This is a genomic window from Hamadaea flava (assembly GCF_024172085.1).
Lineage (GTDB): Bacteria > Actinomycetota > Actinomycetes > Mycobacteriales > Micromonosporaceae > Hamadaea > Hamadaea flava.
Genome location: NZ_JAMZDZ010000001.1, coordinates 4,529,385 through 4,547,166, shown reverse-complemented (window position 1 = coordinate 4,547,166; position 17,782 = coordinate 4,529,385). Strand labels below are relative to the sequence as shown.

At 69.5% G+C, this 17,782-nt stretch carries 17 protein-coding genes; 9 read left to right on the top strand and 8 right to left on the bottom strand.

The features are described from left to right. Positions 1–24 precede the first annotated feature (24 nt). The 3 genes from HDA40_RS21455 to HDA40_RS21445 are packed head-to-tail and all read left to right on the top strand — an operon-like array spanning position 25 to position 907. A complete protein-coding gene (locus HDA40_RS21455) occupies positions 25–447 on the top strand; it encodes a phage holin family protein (RefSeq protein WP_253758649.1) in 423 nt (140 codons plus the stop codon). After that, positions 444–752, top strand: a complete 309-nt coding sequence (locus HDA40_RS21450; protein ID WP_253758647.1) for a DUF3618 domain-containing protein — start codon at positions 444–446, stop codon at positions 750–752. Before HDA40_RS21455 ends, HDA40_RS21450 begins: the two co-directional genes overlap by 4 nt. Then, entirely contained in the window at positions 749–907 is a 159-nt protein-coding gene (locus HDA40_RS21445) for a hypothetical protein (protein WP_253758643.1), read from the top strand. The genes HDA40_RS21450 and HDA40_RS21445 overlap by 4 nt, the downstream gene beginning before the upstream one ends. Before the next feature lie 20 nt (positions 908–927). On the opposite strand, the gene HDA40_RS21440 is transcribed toward HDA40_RS21445, so the two are convergent. From HDA40_RS21440 to HDA40_RS21410, 7 genes are all read right to left on the bottom strand, one after another. Beyond that, positions 928–1,749, bottom strand: a complete 822-nt coding sequence (locus HDA40_RS21440; RefSeq protein ID WP_253758640.1) for an NAD-dependent epimerase/dehydratase family protein — start codon at positions 1,747–1,749, stop codon at positions 928–930. A 210-nt stretch (positions 1,750–1,959) separates the two neighbouring features. Beyond that, positions 1,960–3,309 (bottom strand): pectate lyase family protein, encoded by a 1,350-nt coding sequence (locus HDA40_RS21435; protein WP_253758638.1) that lies wholly within the window; start codon positions 3,307–3,309, stop codon positions 1,960–1,962. A 143-nt stretch (positions 3,310–3,452) separates the two neighbouring features. Continuing rightward, on the bottom strand, positions 3,453–4,538 hold the full coding sequence (locus HDA40_RS21430) for a Gfo/Idh/MocA family protein (protein WP_308197833.1): 1,086 nt from the start codon (positions 4,536–4,538) through the stop codon (positions 3,453–3,455). Positions 4,539–4,693: 155 nt separating this feature from the next. Then, entirely contained in the window at positions 4,694–6,058 is a 1,365-nt protein-coding gene (locus HDA40_RS21425; protein ID WP_253758634.1) for a mannitol dehydrogenase family protein, read from the bottom strand. Next, positions 6,046–7,335: an enolase C-terminal domain-like protein gene (locus tag HDA40_RS21420; protein ID WP_253758632.1), complete on the bottom strand. Its 1,290-nt coding sequence runs from the start codon at positions 7,333–7,335 to the stop codon at positions 6,046–6,048. The genes HDA40_RS21425 and HDA40_RS21420 overlap by 13 nt, the downstream gene beginning before the upstream one ends. Then, entirely contained in the window at positions 7,332–8,768 is a 1,437-nt protein-coding gene (uxaC, locus tag HDA40_RS21415; protein ID WP_253758630.1) for a glucuronate isomerase, read from the bottom strand. The genes HDA40_RS21420 and uxaC overlap by 4 nt, the downstream gene beginning before the upstream one ends. A gap of 124 nt (positions 8,769–8,892) precedes the next feature. Then, positions 8,893–10,206, bottom strand: a complete 1,314-nt coding sequence (locus HDA40_RS21410; RefSeq protein WP_253758628.1) for a Gfo/Idh/MocA family protein — start codon at positions 10,204–10,206, stop codon at positions 8,893–8,895. A gap of 221 nt (positions 10,207–10,427) precedes the next feature. Between HDA40_RS21410 and HDA40_RS21405 the strand changes: the two genes are divergently transcribed. The 6 genes from HDA40_RS21405 (at position 10,428) to HDA40_RS21380 (ending at position 16,790) form a co-directional block, all read left to right on the top strand. Further along, positions 10,428–11,441, top strand: a complete 1,014-nt coding sequence (locus HDA40_RS21405) for a LacI family DNA-binding transcriptional regulator (protein WP_253758625.1) — start codon at positions 10,428–10,430, stop codon at positions 11,439–11,441. A gap of 55 nt (positions 11,442–11,496) precedes the next feature. Next, entirely contained in the window at positions 11,497–12,846 is a 1,350-nt protein-coding gene (locus HDA40_RS21400; RefSeq protein WP_253758623.1) for an ABC transporter substrate-binding protein, read from the top strand. After that, complete coding sequence (locus HDA40_RS21395) at positions 12,827–13,810, top strand: carbohydrate ABC transporter permease (RefSeq protein ID WP_253758620.1); 984 nt, start codon at positions 12,827–12,829, stop codon at positions 13,808–13,810. Before HDA40_RS21400 ends, HDA40_RS21395 begins: the two co-directional genes overlap by 20 nt. Then, complete coding sequence (locus HDA40_RS21390; protein ID WP_253758617.1) at positions 13,807–14,631, top strand: carbohydrate ABC transporter permease; 825 nt, start codon at positions 13,807–13,809, stop codon at positions 14,629–14,631. The genes HDA40_RS21395 and HDA40_RS21390 overlap by 4 nt, the downstream gene beginning before the upstream one ends. Further along, the gene (locus HDA40_RS21385) at positions 14,628–15,230 is read left to right on the top strand and encodes a hypothetical protein (protein WP_253758614.1); all 603 of its coding nucleotides are present in this window, start codon (positions 14,628–14,630) and stop codon (positions 15,228–15,230) included. Before HDA40_RS21390 ends, HDA40_RS21385 begins: the two co-directional genes overlap by 4 nt. A 165-nt stretch (positions 15,231–15,395) precedes the next feature. Continuing rightward, positions 15,396–16,790 (top strand): class II fumarate hydratase, encoded by a 1,395-nt coding sequence (locus tag HDA40_RS21380; RefSeq protein ID WP_253758612.1) that lies wholly within the window; start codon positions 15,396–15,398, stop codon positions 16,788–16,790. A 147-nt stretch (positions 16,791–16,937) separates the two neighbouring features. Here HDA40_RS21380 and HDA40_RS21375 read toward each other — a convergent pair whose 3' ends face one another. Beyond that, the gene (locus HDA40_RS21375) at positions 16,938–17,708 is read right to left on the bottom strand and encodes an IclR family transcriptional regulator (RefSeq protein WP_253758610.1); all 771 of its coding nucleotides are present in this window, start codon (positions 17,706–17,708) and stop codon (positions 16,938–16,940) included. Positions 17,709–17,782: the final 74 nt, after the last annotated feature.

Sequence of the window (17,782 nt, the reverse complement as noted above, 5' to 3'; positions counted from 1 at the left end):
TTCATCCGGGGGTAACAACACCGGGTGACAGATCTCAGGCATCGGCCGCACACCGAGGAGTCCACGGCCGACCTGGTACGCCAGGCGACCGAGCAAATCAGCACGCTCGTTCGGCAGGAGATGCAGCTGGCCCGGACCGAGCTGGCCGAGAAGGGCAAACGCGTCGGTCTGGGCGTCGGGCTGTTCGCCGGCTCCGGCGTGGCTGTGTTCTACGCCGTCGGCGCCCTGCTCGTCGCGGCCGGACTTGCGCTCGCCTTGGTCATGCCGGGCTGGCTGGCCGCGCTGATCGTCGGCGTCGTGCTGCTGATCGTGGCCGGGGTGGAGGCACTCCTCGGCCGGGGCCAGGTCAAACGGGGTACGCCGTTGACCCCGAACCAGACGGTCGACAGCGTACGGGCCGACCTCAACCAGGTGAACGAGGCCTTCGGCGAGAGGAACTCCCGATGACCGCGCACGACATGCCCACCCACAACGACATGCCCACGCACAACGGTCAACCGAAACCGATGAGCGTCGCGGAGTTGAGCGGCGAGATCGCGCAGACCCGGCAGGCCCTGGGCGAGACCGTCCGGGCGTTGGCGGCTAAGGCTGACGTGAAGAGTCGCGCCGGCGACTTCGTTCAGGAGACCCGGGAGCGAGCGTCGGACTCGGTCCGGGCGCACTGGACACAGCTCACCGCGATCGGCATCGGCGTACTCGCTGCTGTCGGCGCTGTCCTGATCTGGCGTAACCGTGAGGCGGTGAACTCATGATGGTGATCCCCGACCCGCTGAGCCCGACGCGGCCCGATCCGCTGCCCGACCCGTTCCCGGTACCGGACCCGGCCCCGCTGCCGAAGCCGGAGCCGGAACCTGAGCCGCCGGCTCCGGAACCGCAGCCGGCTCCGCTGCCCGGACTGTCCGGGTAGGACTCGGCTACTCAGCAGTCCTAGTAGTACTCGCCCAACGGCACGTCGCACCACTGCCCGCCGATGCGACGCAGGACGAGGTCGTGCTCGTAGTCCGGCGTCGGCCGGCCGCGCTCGACCTCGTCGGCGTACGCCTCGGAGTCGTCCTTCGGGATGTAGCCCAGCGCTTCACCCTCGGCCAGCGAGAGGAAGCGCCGGGTGTTCCGGCTGATTCCCCAGAGGCGGCGGAATCCGGGCGACTCCACCGCGAGGCAGACCTCGAACATGCTCGTCGCGTCGTCGGGCGACAGCCACAGCCCGAGCGAGCGGACGTCGGTCGGCTGCGGCATGCACATCCCGATCCGGGGGCAGAGCACGTCGATCCCGTACCGGTCGGCGTACAGGCTGGCCATCGCCTCGCCGGCGACCTTGCTCCAGCCGTAGAGGGTGTCCGGGCGGCCGGGCGCGTCGGCGGGGAACCCCTCCGGCGGCGCGTCGACGCGGTCGAGGAATCCCGCGACGTGGTTGGAGGACGCGAAGATCACTCGGCGTACGCCGCCCCGTCGCACGGCTTCGAAGAGGTTGTACGTCCCGAGAGCATTGTTCTCCAAAACGTCGGAGATGTTGGACTCCCGGCTCTGGCCGCCCAGGTGGATGACGGCGTCGGCCCCGGCGACCACGGATTCCACGCCGGCCAGGTCCGTGAGCGTGCCGGTGGAGACCTCGGCGTCCTCGCCGGGCACGGGGGGCTCGGGCGGGACGATGTCGACCAGCCGGAGCGTTCGCCCGGGGCGGGCCAATCGCTGACGGAGTAGGCGGCCGACCTTACCGGCCGCGCCGGTGATCACGACGGTCTGCGACATGCCGCCCAGCATAGGGCACGTTCGCCGTACTTGAACAGCATCCACATATGTGGACGGCGGGCCACGCCGACTATAGCGGCAGATCAGGGATCTGCAGCGGATCTTGGGTCAAGATCCGCGGCAGATCCCTGATCCAGTCGAAACGGCGACACCGTGGAGCGGAGGAACCGTGGAGCGGGGGAACCGTGGAGCGGGGGAACCGGGGGTGGGCTACAGGCGGGCGCCGGCGAAGAGGGGGACCAGTACGGCCACGGCCGGCGCGGGCAACACCGGTCCGGCCCGTAGGGCGGGCGTCCAGCCCGCGTCGGTGCCCAGATCCGGGTCGTGAGCCGAGTTGTACGCGTCGAGCAGGCTCACGGGCTTGGGCGTACCGTTGCCGAGGCGAAGCCAGGTGCCGCGCTCGGTGAGGGCCGTGCCGCCCCAGTCGTGGACGATCTCGGCGGGGTCCACGCCGTCGGCGAGGGCGACGTAGTTGTTCTCGGCGTACAGGGCCGACTGGACGCCGACGCCCCAGGCGTACTGGAAGTCGTCGCCGCCGAGCCGGTAGGCGTTGTTGTAGAGGTCGACCTGCCCGAACCGGACGCGCGGCAGTCGCTGATAGGTGCCCTCGAAGTAATTGTGGTGCAGGGTCACCTTCAGCCGGCCGGGATCGCCGCCGGACGGGTTGTCGGTCGAGCCGATCAGCATCACCTTGTCGTGCCCCGTGACCGCGCTGTAGGAGACCGTCACCAGGTTCGACGTGTGCGTGATGTCCATCGCGCCGTCGTGCACCTGGTACGGCCGTCCGAAGTAGATCGGCTGGTTGGCGTCCGGGTTGCCCGCGTCGGAGAACGAGTTGTGGTCGAGCCAGACGTGCTGGCTGCGCCGGACCGAGAGGTTGTCGAACTGCGAGTTCCAGTTGCCGGTCGCGCCGTCGGTCGGCGACCAGGCCGGGAAGCAGTCGTGCGAGTCGGCGAAGGTCAGGTTGCGCACGATGACGTTGTCTGCCGTGTCGATCATCAGGGTCAGCTCGTCGAAGCGAGCGCCGCGCAAGCCGACGATGGTCGTGTTCGGGCCGATGTTGATCTGCGTCTGCGCGGTCTGGTTCGCCACCGAGCGGACCCGGGCGTCCTCCAGCGGACCGGTCGGCTTCGTCCGGCCCCACGTCTCCGGGGCGTACGCCGTCAGGTACGAGCTGAGCGAGTACGCCGGATCGGCGAGGTCGGCACAGGCGAGCCGAGTCCCGTCGGCGTCCTCGAAACCGTTGACCGCGCCGCGCACGAAGATGAGCTTCGGGGTGGCGTTGGTCCGGTTGGTCGCGTTGTCCCCGCCGAGGGCGGCGACCAACTCGGCCCGGTCGTCGACCACGAAGACGTGATCGTCGTCGGCCGCCGAGCCGCCGGTCGTCCCGGTCCCCTCGGCGGCCCAGCCGTCACCGGCCGGCAGGGCGGCCCGGCCGAGGGCGAGGGACCAGGGCGTCAGCCCGCCCCGTGACCCGCCCGAGGCGGCGGCGGGGACGGCCGCGCCGGTCGCCAGCAGCGCCAGCATGGCCACCGCGGCGGAGGATCGAAGAGTTCTCATGCGCTCGACTGTGCGCCGCCCGGTTATAACAGTCAATACTATCTATTTGCAGATGTTTTGCGGTCAATTTGGGACAAAGAGGATTACCTCAGTGAGGAAATCACCGAGTTTTGTCTACTTTGGCGGCGTTCCTCGCGGCCGTGTCACTCCCGCTGTTGCAGTGGGGTTTGCGAAGGCAGGTCGCCGAGTTCCGAGAACAACGCGAGGCGACGCGCCGCTGTGCGTACCAGCTGATCTATGCCTGGAACGACCAGCTGGCGGGCCGGGCCCTCGTTGCGCTCGACGAGACGGGCCAGGTCGAGGGGCCGAGGTGCCGGCGCCGCCTGAAGGTGCTCGAGCACCGCGGTGAACGCGGCCGTGGCCGCGAGCGGCGCGATCAGCTCGTCGCGCTGGTCGAGGAGGTTGAGCAGCAGGTCGTGGCGGCCAGTGGCCTCCCAGTCCGATGAGGACATTCGGAGCCGGTCGGTCGGGTACTCCAGCTCGGCCTCGCCGGCCGTGCCCTGCACCAGGATCGAGCCGGGCAGGAAACCCTCGGCGCACAAGGTGACCGCGACGACGACGGTCGGCCCGGCGACCGGCCGGATCCGCAGGCAGGCGGTGTCGTCCACCTCGATCGGCCGGGTCCGATAACGCTCGACCTCGATCGACGCGATCCGGACCGGCTGCGGCAGCAGGGCGAGACAGTCCATCGTGGCGTGGGCGAACGGATTGGCCAGTGCCCCGTCCAGCGACGGCCGGCCGTCGACCGTACGCTTGCCCGCCCACGGCGACCGGCCCCAGTACCCGTCGTCGCGCTGCCACGCCGCGAAGGCGGAGATGCCGGTGATCTCGCCGAGTTCACCACTCTCGATCGCCGCCCGGACGCGCGTCAAGCCGATCGAACCCAACGCCTGGAAGCCGACCTGGCACACTCGGCCGGTGGCGCGGAGTTCGGCTTCGAGCGTGTCCTGGTCGGCGAGCGAGAGCATCGGCGGCTTCTCGAGGAGGATGTCCGCGCCGGCACGTACGCATTCCAGCGCGATCGGCAGATGCGTGTGCGGCGGAGTGCAGATCACGACGACATCCGGCTGGGTCTCGGCCAGCATCGCGTGGTGATCCCGGAAGACCGGAACCTCCCCGGCGTCGTCGACCTCGGCCACGTCGCAGTACGCCGCGATCTCCAGCCGGCCCGCCGCGCTCAACTCGACGAGCTTCCGGCGGTGGTTCCGGCCGTGGCCGTTCGCCCCGATCAGCGCTACCCGCTTCGGCCCTCCTTCGGGGCTCGGCCCCTTGGGCGCTGGCGCCTCCGCTTCTGCGGGCGCTGGCGCGGGCTTCTTGGGTGCTGGATCAGGGATGTGGGTCGAATCTTGGGCCATGATTCGACCCACATCCCTGATCTGCTGGGTCACGACGCGCCCCCGATGGCGGAGAGGGTGGCGCGGACGCCGTGGGCGGTGAGGGCGCGGTACCACTCGTGGACGAGGGAACGGAACTCCTCGTCCGCCGCGAGCTCGGCGGGGAAGATCTCCCTCAGCGACAGCAACTGGTCGACGACGGAACCGGACGCGGCGAGCTTGGCCTTGATCTGTGGAGCCATCGGATCGTTGAGCGGCAACGCCGTCCCGTCGTCGGCCGTGCCTTCGGCGAACCGCATCCAGGCCGCGACGACGAGCGCGCCGACGCGGGGCGACAGCCCACGGGCGCGCGAGTCGAGCACCGTACGCAGGACGCGATACGGAAGCTTCTGACTGCCGTCCATCGCCACTTGAACGGTGCGGTAGCGAACGGCGGGATCGGCGAACCGCTCCAATACCTCGTCGCCGTACTCGACGACGGAGACGCCGGGCGGTGGGGTGAAACTCTGGGCGATCTCGTCGGCGATGAACTGCCGCAGCACGTCGGTCAGCCCTGGCATCCGCAGCGCGTCGGCGATCGTCTCGTAGCCGGCGACCGCCCCAAGATAGGCCACCGTGGAGTGGACGCCGTTGAGCGTACGCAGTTTCAGCTGCTCCCAGGGGGCGACGTCGTCGGTGAGCACCGCTCCGGCCAGGTCCCAGGCGGGTCGCCCGCCCGGGAAGGCGTCCTCGATGACCCACTGCTTGTAGGGCTCGGCCTCGACCGCCGCCTGATCCTCGACGCCGAGCGCGTTGCGTACGAGGGCATAGGTCTGGTCGGTGCTCGCGGGAACGATCCGGTCCACCATCGTCCGGGGGAAGGTCACCGTCTTGGGCAGCTCGACCGCTTCCGCGATCAGCGCGCGCAACTGCGATCCGTTCGACGGCAGGTTGTCACAACTCACCACGGCCAACGGCGGCGCGCCCGCGATGATCCGCGCGCGGATTCCATCGACGAGCAGCTTCACCATCGCCGACCCAGGCTGGTAGGCCTTCTCGGTCACGGTCAGCGTCACCACGCGGATCGCGGGATCAGCCAGCAGGCCGGTCACCGCCGACCGCTCGCTCGGCGCGTGCAGCACCCGGCCGACAGCGGCGATCACCCTGGTACGCGCACCGGCGCCGGACAGGCTCGTGACGCTGAAGAGCCCGTCCTGCGCCCGCATCGCGTCCACGACGGCGGTGGAGTTGGGGGCGACCTCGGCGATCGCCCAGTCCCCGCCGCCGGCCGCGATGGCGTCCTCGGTGTAGACGGCCTGATGCGCCCGGTGGAACGCGCCGACTCCCAAGTGGACGATCCCGACGCCCGGCGTGTCGATCGTCGGCCGGGCCTCGGCCGGGATCGTGCTGAGCGAGTCCTTCGTCAGGCGCGCCATACCGGACCGTCCGGGAAGGCGTACTCCGCGATCGACTCGGGACGCAGCGTCGTGCTGTAACCGGGCTGCTCGGGCAGCAGGTACCGGCCGTCCTTGGTGCGTACCGGGTCGACGAAGTGCTCGTGCAGGTGGTCGACGTATTCCACCATCCGGCCGTCCAGCGACGTGCCGACCCGCAGGTAGTCGAAGATCGCCAAGTGCTGGACGTACTCGCAGAGGCCGACGCCGCCCGCGTGCGGGCACACGGGTACGCCGAACTTCGCCGCCATCAGCAGCTCGGCCAGCACCTCGTTGACCCCGGCCACCCGGCAGGCGTCGATCTGCATGACGCCGATCGCGTCGGCCTGGAGCAGCTGCTTGAAGATGACCCGGTTGGCCGCCACCTCGCCGGTCGCCACCCGGATCGGGTCCACGGCGCGGGCGATGCGAGCGTGCCCGAGCACGTCGTCGGCGTGCGTCGGCTCCTCGATCCAGTACGGGTCCACCTCGGCGAGGACGGCCATGTTGGCGATCGCCTCGTCGACGTCCCAGACCTGGTTGGCGTCCATCATGAGGAGGGCGTCCGGGCCGATCTCCGCCCGGATGATCCGCGCGCGGCGGATGTCGTCGTCGATCGGGCCGCCGACCTTCATCTTCATCGCGCGCCAGCCCTCCTCGTACGCCGTACGAGTCAGGGCGCGCACCTTGTCGTCCGGGTAGCCGAGCCAGCCCACCGACGTCGTGTACGACGGGAAGCCGTCGCGTTCCAGCAACGCGAGCCGGTCGGCCAGGCCGTCGCGGCCGCGTTCGAGGATGTCGAGGGCCTCGGCCGGGGTGATGGCGTCGGTGATGTGGTGGAAGTCGACCGTCCGGACCAGTTCCTCGCTCGGCAGCTCGGCGAGGAGTCGCCACAACGGCACGCCGGCCGCCTTGGCCCGCAGATCCCACACCGCGTTGACCAGCGCGCCGGCCGCCATGTGGATGACGCCCTTCTCCGGCCCGAGCCAGCGCAGCTGGACGTCGGCGGTCAACGACCGCCAGAACGCCACCGGCTCGTCCACGATCTCGGCCAGGTCGCGGCCGACCACATGGTGCTGGAGGGCGGTGATCGCGGCACAGGTGATCTCGTTGCCGCGCCCGTTCGTGAAGGTGAAGCCCGCGCCGGCCAGGCCGTCGTCGGTCTTCAGCTCCACATAGGAGGCGGAGTAGTCGCCGCGGTTGATCGCGTCCGACCCGTCGCCGGCGGCGGCGGTGGGAAAGCGGACGTCGTGCACCTCGGCGGCAATGATCTTGGTCATTCGCTCACTACCTTAAAGATTCGTTTGGGCTGGTGGTACGCGATGTCGGCGGCGGTCTCGGCGGCTTCGTCCAGGGTCAGCCGGTGTTCGGCGACCAACCGGGCGAGGAAGCCGGCGTCGACCCGGCGGGCGATGTCGTGCCGGACGGGGATGGAGCAGAAGGCGCGGGTGTCGTCGACGAACCCGGCGGTGTTGGCGAAGCCGGCGGTCTCGGTCACGGCCTCCCGGAAGCGGCGCATGGCTTCGGGAGAGTCCAGGAACCACCACGGCGCGCCGAGATAAAGGGCGGCGTACCCGCCGGCAAGGGGCGCCAGCTCGCGGGTGAACGTCGTCTCGTCCAATGTGTAGAGAACCAGGCGCAGGCTTGGATCGTTGCCGTGCTCGCTCAGCAGCGGGGCCAGCCCGTTCACGTAGTCGGTGGCCTGCGGGATGTCCCCGCCGACGTCCGTTCCGTACGCCCCGTGCAGCCAGGTGTTGTGATTGCGGACCGAGCCGGGATGCAACTGCATGACCATCCCGTCGTCGATCGACATCCGGGCGAACTCGACCAGCATCACGGCGCGGAACGCCTCCGCGTCGGCGGGGGTCGCCTCGTCGCGCAGTCCTCGTTCGAAGAGCTCCCGCTTCTCCGGCTCGGGGAGGACGAGCGTACGCGCGGTGGGGTGGCCGTGATCGCTGGACGTGGTGCCCATCGCGAGGAACGCGGCCCGTCGTTGCCGGAGTGCGGCGAGGTAACCGGTGAACGTCAGCGTGTCCTCGCCGGTGATCTCGCCGAGCTTGGCGACGCGCTGCCGCCAGGCCTGCGTACCGGCTGCTCCGGTGAGGCCGCCGAATTCCATGTCGACCACGTCGTCCGGCCGGAAGGTGCTGACGACCCGGTCGCCCCAGCCGTCGGCGGCCAGCTTCGCGTGCTGCGTCAACGGATCCAGCGGCGACTCGGTCGTGGCGAGCACCTCGATGTTGAACCGCTCGAACAGCGCCCGGGGCCGGAACTCCGGCCGGGCCAGGCAGCCGGCGACGGCGTCGTAGATCTCGTCGGCGGTGTCCGCGCTCAACGGCGCGGTGACCCCGAAGACGCCGTCGAGCGTCTGCTCCAGCCACAGCTTGGACGGTGTGCCCCGGAACAGATGCCAATGGGCGGCGAAGGTGCGCCAGATCTCGCGCGGCTCGACGGCCGCGGTCGAACCGTCCCGCCGAGGCACGCCGAGCGCGTCCGGATGCACGCCCTGGCTGTAGAGCATCCGGGTCAGGTAGTGATCGGGCACCACGAACAAGTGGGCCGGATCGTCGAACGGCTCGTCGTCGGCGAGCAGCCGCGGGTCGATGTGCCCATGCGGCGAGATGAGCGGCAGGTCCCTGACGTGGGCGTACAGCTCGCGGGTGATCTCCCGCTGCCGTGGGTCGGCCGGGAACAGCAGATCTGGGTGTGGCAAGGCGACTCCCGTTCAGGGCGTTGCGGCCGCCGGCCTAGGCGCTGGATCAGGGATCGCGGTCGAATCTCGATCCCTGATTCGACGGGGAACCCTGATCCAGTGCGCAGAGCGGGCGGCCCGGGGACTACAGGGTCAGCAGATCGGGGACGTGCACCGGGGCGCCGGTGGCCAGGGCACGGTTGGCGGCCAGGCCGGTGAGCAGGGCGAGCGCGCCGTCGCGTTCGGTCGCGCTGCGGCGCAGGGGATCGGTGGCGCCGCCGAAGAGGATGGCGGCCATCTTCGCGTCCGCGCCGCCATGACCTTCGCGGGACTTCTCCGGGACGTCGATCTCGACCGGCGGCTCCCAGAACCGGTGCAGCGTCAGGCGTACCCGGCCCTGCTCGGCCGCCGCCTCCTCGCCGTGCAGCGCGGCGCCCTTCAGCGCGGCCGCGGCGCCCAGGCTGACATGGTCGTTCTCGACGACCTCCAGTTCCAGGCGTCCTCGGCTGCCGTTGACCATCAGGCGATACCCCTCCCAGGGCGAGTACGCCGTGAGGTGGTAGCTCATCGTGGCCCCGGTGTTGTAGCGCACCATCACGGCGAGGTCGTCCTCGATGGTGATGTCGCCGCCGAAGACGTTGCGGTCCCGCTGGTAGCCGTCGGCCGGCTCGGCGTCGAGATACAGCTCGCGCAGGCGCGGATGATCGGCGAGGTGCAGGGCGAACGGGTCGTCCTGGGCGGCGGCCGAACCGTGCGCGCGCTCGTAATCGCGGGCGTACCCGTGGCGGCGGCCGGTCTCGCCGTAGAAGAACAACTGCCCGTACGCGAAGACGTCGACGGGCCGCGCGGAGAGCCACCAGTTGACCAGGTCGAAGTGGTGGCCGGACTTGTGCACGAGCAGGCCGCCCGAGTTCTCCTTCTCCCGATGCCACCGGCGGAAGTAGTCCGCGCCGTGGCGTACGTCGAGGAGCCACTCGAAGTGCACCGACCCGATCTCGCCGACGGCGCCCTCGTCGAGCAGTCGCTTGACCTGCTCGTGCACCGGACTGAACCGGTAGTTGAAGGTGACCGTGACGTTCCGGCCGGTCTCGGCGACGGTGCCGAGGATCGCCTCGCAGCCGGCGAGGTCGGTCGTCATCGGCTTCTCCGTCAGCACGTCGCAGCCGGCGCGCAGCGCCCGCGTGATGTAGTCCGCGTGCGTACTGTCCATAGTGGTCACGATGACCGCGTCGACCTGCTCTTTAGCGAGCATCTCGGTGAAATCGGCTGCGTCGTACGCGGGAACCGGACCCGCGCCGAGATCGGCGAGGAACCGCTGGTGCGCCTGTACGCGTACCGGATTGGTGTCGCAGAGCGCGACCAGCGACGCCGTTGCCGCGTGGTCGCGGACGACGGCCCGCTCGAACATCTCCGCCCGTGAACCCGTTCCGACCAGCGCGTAACGCTTGGGTCCGGTCATCGGTCGCCTCCCCAGGGGAACTGCAAAGGTTTGCAGCAGAACTAACCATGAGTCGCCAGCGGCGTCAACAGTTCGATAACGGGGCCGCCGGTATTGCACCGCTTGATGTGGATATTTGGGTGAAGAAGTGGGGTCTCCGGAAACCGGTCGGCAATATTCGGGCGTTGACAACACAGCAAGCGTTTGCATTAATTGGCCAACCAAGAGTGAGGGGGGTGACTATGCCGGCGACCATCCGGGACGTCGCGCGAGCGTCGGGAGTGCACATCTCCACCGTGTCGCGTGCCTTCTCCGCGCCGCAGTTGGTCAACCCCGAGACTCGCAGCAAGGTGCTCGAGACCGCCGAGAAGCTGGGATACCGCCCCAACCGGGCGGCGCGGGCGCTCATCACCGGCCGTACCCACAACATCGGGCTGATCGTCGCCGACATCGCCAACCCGTTCTTCCCGCCGCTGATCAAGGCGGCGGAGCGCGAAGCGCGCCACCGCGACTACCACGTCTTCGTCGCCGACAGCAACGAGGACCCGGCGGTCGAGGAGGAACTCGTTCGCGCGCTCGCCAAGCAGGTCGACGGGATTCTGCTGGTCAGCCCCCGGCTGGCCAACAGCATCATCGAGGGCCTGTCACGCGAGGCGGCTCTCGTCGTGGTCAACCGGCAGGTGCCCGGCCTGCCGTCGGTGGTCATGGACGTCAGCCAAGGCGCCCGTTCGGCGATCGAACACCTCGCCGAGTTGGGCCACCGTTCCATCGGCTACCTCGGCGGACCGCGCGGATCCTGGACGAACCGTGAGATCCGCCGGGCCGCGACCGCCGCCGCCCGTACCTTGGGCGGCCCCGGCGATCCCGTCGAGGTGACCGCGCTCGGCCCGAACGCGCCCACCGGCGACGGCGGGCTCATCGCGGCCGAACAGGTGCACCGGGCGGGCTTCACCGCCGTGCTCGCCTACAACGACCTGATGGCGATCGGCCTCATCGAAGGTCTCGCCACTCTGGGCGTACGCGTTCCGCAGGACGTCAGCGTGGTCGGTATCGACGACATCGCGCTGAGTCGGCTGACCCGGCCGGGTCTGACCACGGTGGCCAATCCCACGGCCGCCGCCGGGCGGGCCGCCGTCGACATGCTCCTGCAACACGGCGACGACCGTCGTACCACCGGGCAGATCACCCTCGCGACCGAACTGGTCATCCGCGACTCCACGGGCCCGGGTCCGCAGGGCAATGCGGACCCGGGCTAATGCGGCCGTCACCGCCTCCGCGGAGTCGTCTCCTACGCGTCAAGGAGTCAGTGCCATGAAACCCACAGCACCCCTCGCGGTGGGCGCCCACTCGCCGCTGCACAACGGTAGCGCCAGCCGCCGGACCCTGTTGAGGGGCATCGCGGCGGCCGCGCTCGCCGCCCCCGCCGCCGCAGTCCTGGCCGCCTGCGGCGACGACAAGCCGTCCAACGACCCGAACGCGCCGGTCGAGTTGTCGATCTTCTGGTGGGGCGGCGACGCCCGCGCGAAGATGACCGAGGACGCGCTGGCGCTCTACACCGCCAAGCACCCGAACGTCACCTTCAAGAAGACCTGGCAGGCCAACGCCGGGTACTACGACAAGCTCGCCACTCTGACGGCGGGCGGCAACGCGCCGGACATCTTCCAGATCGACGACGGCGCGCTGTCGGAGTACGCCGAGCGCAACCAGACGCTGGACCTCTCGAAGTACGCCGACTCCAACAAGCTCGACAAGAGCAAGATCCTGCCGGGTCTGTGGCAGGCCGGCGTGGTCGAGGGCAAGGCGGCCGGCGTGCCGATGGGGGAGAACACCCCCGGCATGATCTACGACAAGGGTCTGCTGAAGACCCTCGGCCTGCCCGAGCCGACCACCGGCATGACGTGGGACGCCCTGATCGCCTGGGCGGCGCAGGTCACCTCGAAGTCCGGCGGCAAGGTCTTCGGCACGATGGACCCGTCCGCCGACTACAAGGCGCTGTGGGTCTGGCTGCGTCAGCAGGGCAAGCAGCTCTACGACGGCAAGAAGGTCGGCGCCTCCGCCGAGGACCTGACCAAGTGGTTCGACCTCTGGAAGGGTGCCCGGGACACGAAAGCGGCTCCGCCCGCCGACGTCATCCACGGCGCGAACGCCGGTGCGGTCGCCAACCAGCTCGTGGTCACCGGCAAGGCGGCCACCTCGTTCATGTGGGCCAACCAGCTCCCCGAGCTGCAGAAGGCCACCAAGAGCGAACTGGGCGTGGTGGCGTACCCGGGCGACCCGAGTGGCCAGTGGGCACGGGCCGCGCTGTACTTCTCCATCTACAAGGGATCCAAGCACGCCGACGTCGCCGTGGACGTGCTGAACTTCCTGGTCAACGACGTGGAGGCGGGCAAGGTTCTCGGCACCGACCGGGGTCTCAACGCCAACACCGACGTGCGTACGGCGGTCGCGTCCACCCTCAAGGACGCGGCGGCCACCGCGGCCCAGTTCGAGACCGACCTGGCGAGCAAGTTCGGCCAGCCGCCGACCGTGCCGCCGAAGGGTCACGTCAAGGTCCGTTCGCTGCTCATCACGTACGCCGAGAACGTGCAGTACGGGAAGGCGACCTCGGCCGCGGCGGCCGACGCGTTCCTGAAGGAAGCCAATGCAGCCCTCGCTGGCTGAGCTCGGCCCTCGCACCGACGCCGGGCCGCTCGCCCCTCAGCGAGCGGCCCGGCGCCGCGGCAGCAGCCGCCGCGGCGAAGCGACGGCCGGCTACGTCTTCCTCTCCCCTTGGCTGCTCGGGCTCCTCGGGATCACCGCGCTGCCGATGATCTTCTCGCTCGTCCTCAGCTTCACGGACTACGAACTGCTCGACGACTGGTCGCAGGTGCAGTTCGTCGGGCTGGCGAACTACAAGCGCATGTTCACCGAGGATCCGCACTACTGGCACTCGGTCGCCGTCACCCTCAGGTACGCCTTGATCGCAGTGCCGCTGAAGCTCGCTGCCGCGCTCGGCGTCGCGTTGCTGCTGCGTCGGGACCGGAAGGGCAACGGGCTGTTCCGCGGTCTGTTCTACTTGCCGTCGCTGCTCGGCGGCAGCGTCGCGCTGGCCCTGGTGTGGCTGGCCATGTTCAGCCGGGACGGCGCGTTCAACGCCTTCCTGGGCATCTTCGGCATCGAGGGCAAGCCGTGGGTCAACGATCCCGACTGGTCGCTCTCGACGCTGATCGTGCTGGCGGTGTGGCAGTTCGGCGCGCCGATGGTCATCTTCCTCGCCGGGCTCAAGCAGATCCCGGTCGAGCTGTACGAGGCCGCGTCGGTGGACGGCGCCAGCCGGCTCCGCCAGTTCTGGCACATCACGCTGCCGATGCTGAGCCCGGTGCTGTTCTTCAACCTCGTCATGGAGGTCATCCACGGCTTCCAGGGCTTCACCGGGGCGTACGTGATCAGCGGCGGTGAGGGCGGTCCGGTGGACTCCACCCTCATGTACACGCTGTACCTCTACGTCGCGGGCTTCACCGACTTCAAGATGGCGTACGCCTCCGCGATGGCCTGGGTGTTCCTGCTGGTGATCGGCGTGATCACGGCCGGGCTCTTCGCCACCGGCCGGTACTGGGTGCACTACTCGGACGGAGGGGACAAGTGACCAAGAACATCGCCCGCATCGCCGTCCTCGTCGTCGTGGTGGCGGCGGTGCTCTATCCGCTGATCTGGATGATCGGCAGCTCGCTGAAGTCGCCGGAAGAGATCAGCAACAATCTCTCGGTCATTCCGCGCGAGTTCACCTGGTCCAACTACGACAAGGGCTGGACCAGTCTCGACATCGTGTTCGGCCGGTTCTTCCTCAACAGCGCGATCATCGCGCTGGCGACCGTGCTGGCCAACTGCGTCTCGTGCCTGCTCGCGGCGTACGCCTTCGCCCGGTTGCAGTTCCGGGGCCGGGCGCTGTTCTTCACGATCATGATCGGGACGCTGCTGCTGCCGCACCACGTGCTGCTCATCCCGCAGTACCTGCTGTTCAACAACTTCGGCTGGATCAACACCCCATTGCCGCTGGTGGTGCCGAAGATGCTGGCGACCGAGGCGTTCTTCGTCTTCCTGATGGTGCAGTTCATGCGGGGCATCCCGCGCGAACTCGACGAGGCGGCGAAGATCGACGGCGCCGACCCCTACCGGATCTTCCGGCACGTGATCTTCCCGCTGGCCCGGCCGGCGCTGGTCACCACGGCGATCTTCTCGTTCATCTGGACCTGGAACGACTTCCTGCCGCAGCTGATCTACCTCAACGACCTGTCGCACTACACCGTCCCGGTGGCCCTGCGGCTGTTCGTCGACTCCAGCGGGCAGAGCTCGATCGGGCCGATGTTCGCGATGTCGGTGCTCTCGCTGCTGCCGGTGTTCCTCTTCTTCCTCGCGTTCCAGCGGCTCCTGGTCGAAGGCATCAACACGGCGGGGCTCAAGGGATGAAGACCGCCGGACTGCGCCCCGCCTGGCAGGACACCGTGTCCGACGCCGCCGATCTCGCCCTGCTCGGGATCGTCGCGTTCGTGGCGTCACTGCCCGTCGTCACGGCGGGCGCCGCGGTGTCCGCCGCCAGCCGCGCGGTCCACGACCGCCAAGCGCTGGGGAGTCTCCCCTCTTGGCGGACAAGTCTGGGGCGCTTCGTCCGGGGACTGGTGCCCGGCCTGGGTGCCACAGTCGTGACCCTCGCGCTGGTCGCGCTCATCGTCATCGATGTGCGCGGCCTGGCGCGGGGCGTCGTGCCCGGGGGTGGTCCGGCGCTCGCGCTCACCGTCACGGTGATCGCGTTGATCATCGGGTACGCCGGACTGACAGTGGTCGAAGTCGGCACGGGGGCCGGCTGGCTAGCCGCCGTACGCGCGGCCGGCGGGCTGGCCTGGCGGCGACCGGGCGCACTGGTCGCCGCCGGAGGCATCGGGGTGATCGCGGTGCTGCTGGCGGTGGCGATCCCCGTGACCCTGCCGCTGGTCTTCGGCGGCTGGCTCCATGCCCTTCACGCCGTCTCCGCCCTGCTCGCCGCTCGCTCGCGCCCCACCACTCCCTAACCGCCCCCCACCCCGCCCCCGGCTCTGTCCGGTTGATCATGAACTTTTGGGCGTGATCGACCGGTGTGTCGTGTCCGCAGCACCCTGATCGACTCCTCCAGCGCGTGATCAACTCCGCGCGTCGAAGGCCGGGCGGGCGGCAGGAGAGCGCGCCAGAATGGGGGAATGACGAAGTACCGGGTGGAACACGACACCATGGGCGAGGTCCAGGTCCCCGAGGACGCGCTGTGGGGCGCGCAGACGCAGCGTGCGGTGGAGAACTTCCCGATCTCGGGGCAGCCGCTGCCGAGCGAGCTGATCCACGCGCTGGCCGAGATCAAAGCCGCCGCGGCGAGCGCGAACGGTGCTCTCGGCGTACTCGACGACGACATGGCGCGGGCGATCGGGGCAGCTGCCTCGGCGGTCGCGGCCGGCTCGCATGACGCGCACTTCCCGATCGATGTGTTCCAGACCGGTTCGGGCACCTCGACGAACATGAACGTCAACGAGGTCGTCGCCCGGCTCGCGAGCGCCGATCTCGACCGTCCGGTGCATCCCAACGACCACGTCAACGCCTCGCAGTCCAGCAACGACGTGTTCCCGTCGGGCGTACAGCTGGCCGCGTTGCGCGGAGTCGCCACCGATCTGGTGCCCGCGCTGGACCAGCTCGCGTCCGCACTGACGGCGAAGTCGACGGAGTTCACGGCGATCGTCAAAGCCGGGCGTACGCACCTCATGGACGCGACGCCGGTGACGCTGGGCCAGGAGTTCGGCGGGTACGCCTTCCAACTGCGCCGCGCGATCGAACGCCTGGAGGCGGTGGCACCCCGGCTCGGTGAACTGCCGCTCGGCGGTAGCGCCGTGGGCACGGGCGTCAACGTCCCGGACGGATTCGCCGCGCACGTGACACAGGTACTCGCCGCGTTGACCGGGCTGCCGATCCGGGAGGCCGCCGACCACTTCGCCGCGCAAGGCGCCGCGGACGCGCTCGTCGAGGTTTCGGCGCAACTCCGTGGGGCCGCCGTCAGCCTCTACAAGATCGCGAACGACATCCGGTGGATGGGCTCCGGGCCGCGAGCGGGCCTACGTGAGCTGGGCATACCCGATCTGCAGCCGGGATCCTCGATCATGCCGGGCAAGGTGAACCCGGTCCTCGCCGAGGCCGCGCGCCAGGTGTGCGCGCAGGTGATCGGCAACGACGCCACCGTGGCCTTCGCCGGTACGCAGGCCGAGTTCGAGCTGATCGTGATGCTGCCCGTGATGGCACGCAACATCCTGGAGTCGATCCGGCTGCTCGCCAACGTCTCCCGGGTCTTCGCCGAGCGCTGCGTCGCCGGGCTCACCGCGAACGAGGAGGTCGGCCGGGCGTACGCCGAAGGGTCGCCGGCGATCGTGACTCCGCTCAATCGCGTACTGGGGTATGAGGAGGCCGCCTCGATCGCCAAGGAGGCGCTGGCCACGGGACGGTCGATCCGGGAGGTCGTCGTCGCCCGGGGGCACGTCGCGACCGGAAAGATCAGCGCGGACGACCTCGACCGGCTGCTCGACGTGCTCGCGATGACCGGCGCCCGCCCGGTCTGACCCACCCTTTCCGGCTGGATCGCACCGGGAGTTGATCAGGGTCGCCGGGGAACGATCAGGGCGCAGGGGACACGACACGCCGGTCGATCACGACCGTTGGTTCATGATCGCGCGGAAAGGGCGGGGGGTGAGGGGGAGGGGGAGGGGTTAGCGGATGCCGTGGCGGCGAAGGAGGGTGGCTAGGCCGGCGGTGGCGCGGGTGACCGCTTCGGCGACCCGGGCGACCTCGGCATCGGTCGCCAGCGGCGCCGGCATCGAGCAGCTGATCGCGTCGGTCGCCGGGATGCGATAGTCCACGGTGGCCGCTACGCAGGCGACGCCCAGGGTGCCCTGCTCTTGTTCGAGCGCCCAGCCTCGGTTGCGTACGCCGTCCAGCTCCTCGTGCAGGCCGGCGCGTGAGGTGATGGTCCGTTCGGTGTAGCGCTCCAATTGGGGCGGCAGGATCTTGTCGATCTCGTCCGTGGTGAGCTGGGCGAGCAGCGCCTGGCCGAGTGCGGTGAGGTGGGCGGGCAGCTTCCGGCCGACGCGCGAGACGACGTGCTTGCTCTCCCGGGCGTCGCGGCTGGCGAGGTAGAGCACGCTGCCGTCGTCGCGGCGGGCATAGTGGACGGTGTAGCCGACTTCGGCGCGCAGGTCTTCGAGTGCCGCGTACGCGAACGGCAGGGCCGGATCGCGATCCAGGTACGCCGTCCCGGACAGCAGTGCGTGCGGCCCGACGCCGAAGGCGCCGCCGGACTCGTCGGCCTCGACCCACTTCAGTTCGCGCAGGGTCCGGATGAGCGCGTGGAGACTGGACCGCGGGTAGCCCATTCGCTCCTGGAGCTGCGACAACGTGAGCTTGGTCGGCGAGGCGGCCAGCGTCTCGAGGATGTGGACGGTGCGCTCGGCCGACTTCACCGGGGAGAGTTCAGTACCCATGGTCACCAACCAGCTCGAAGGTATTGACCGTCACTGTACCGGAGGCTAACTTGTCGTTGCGTCACCGTCACATC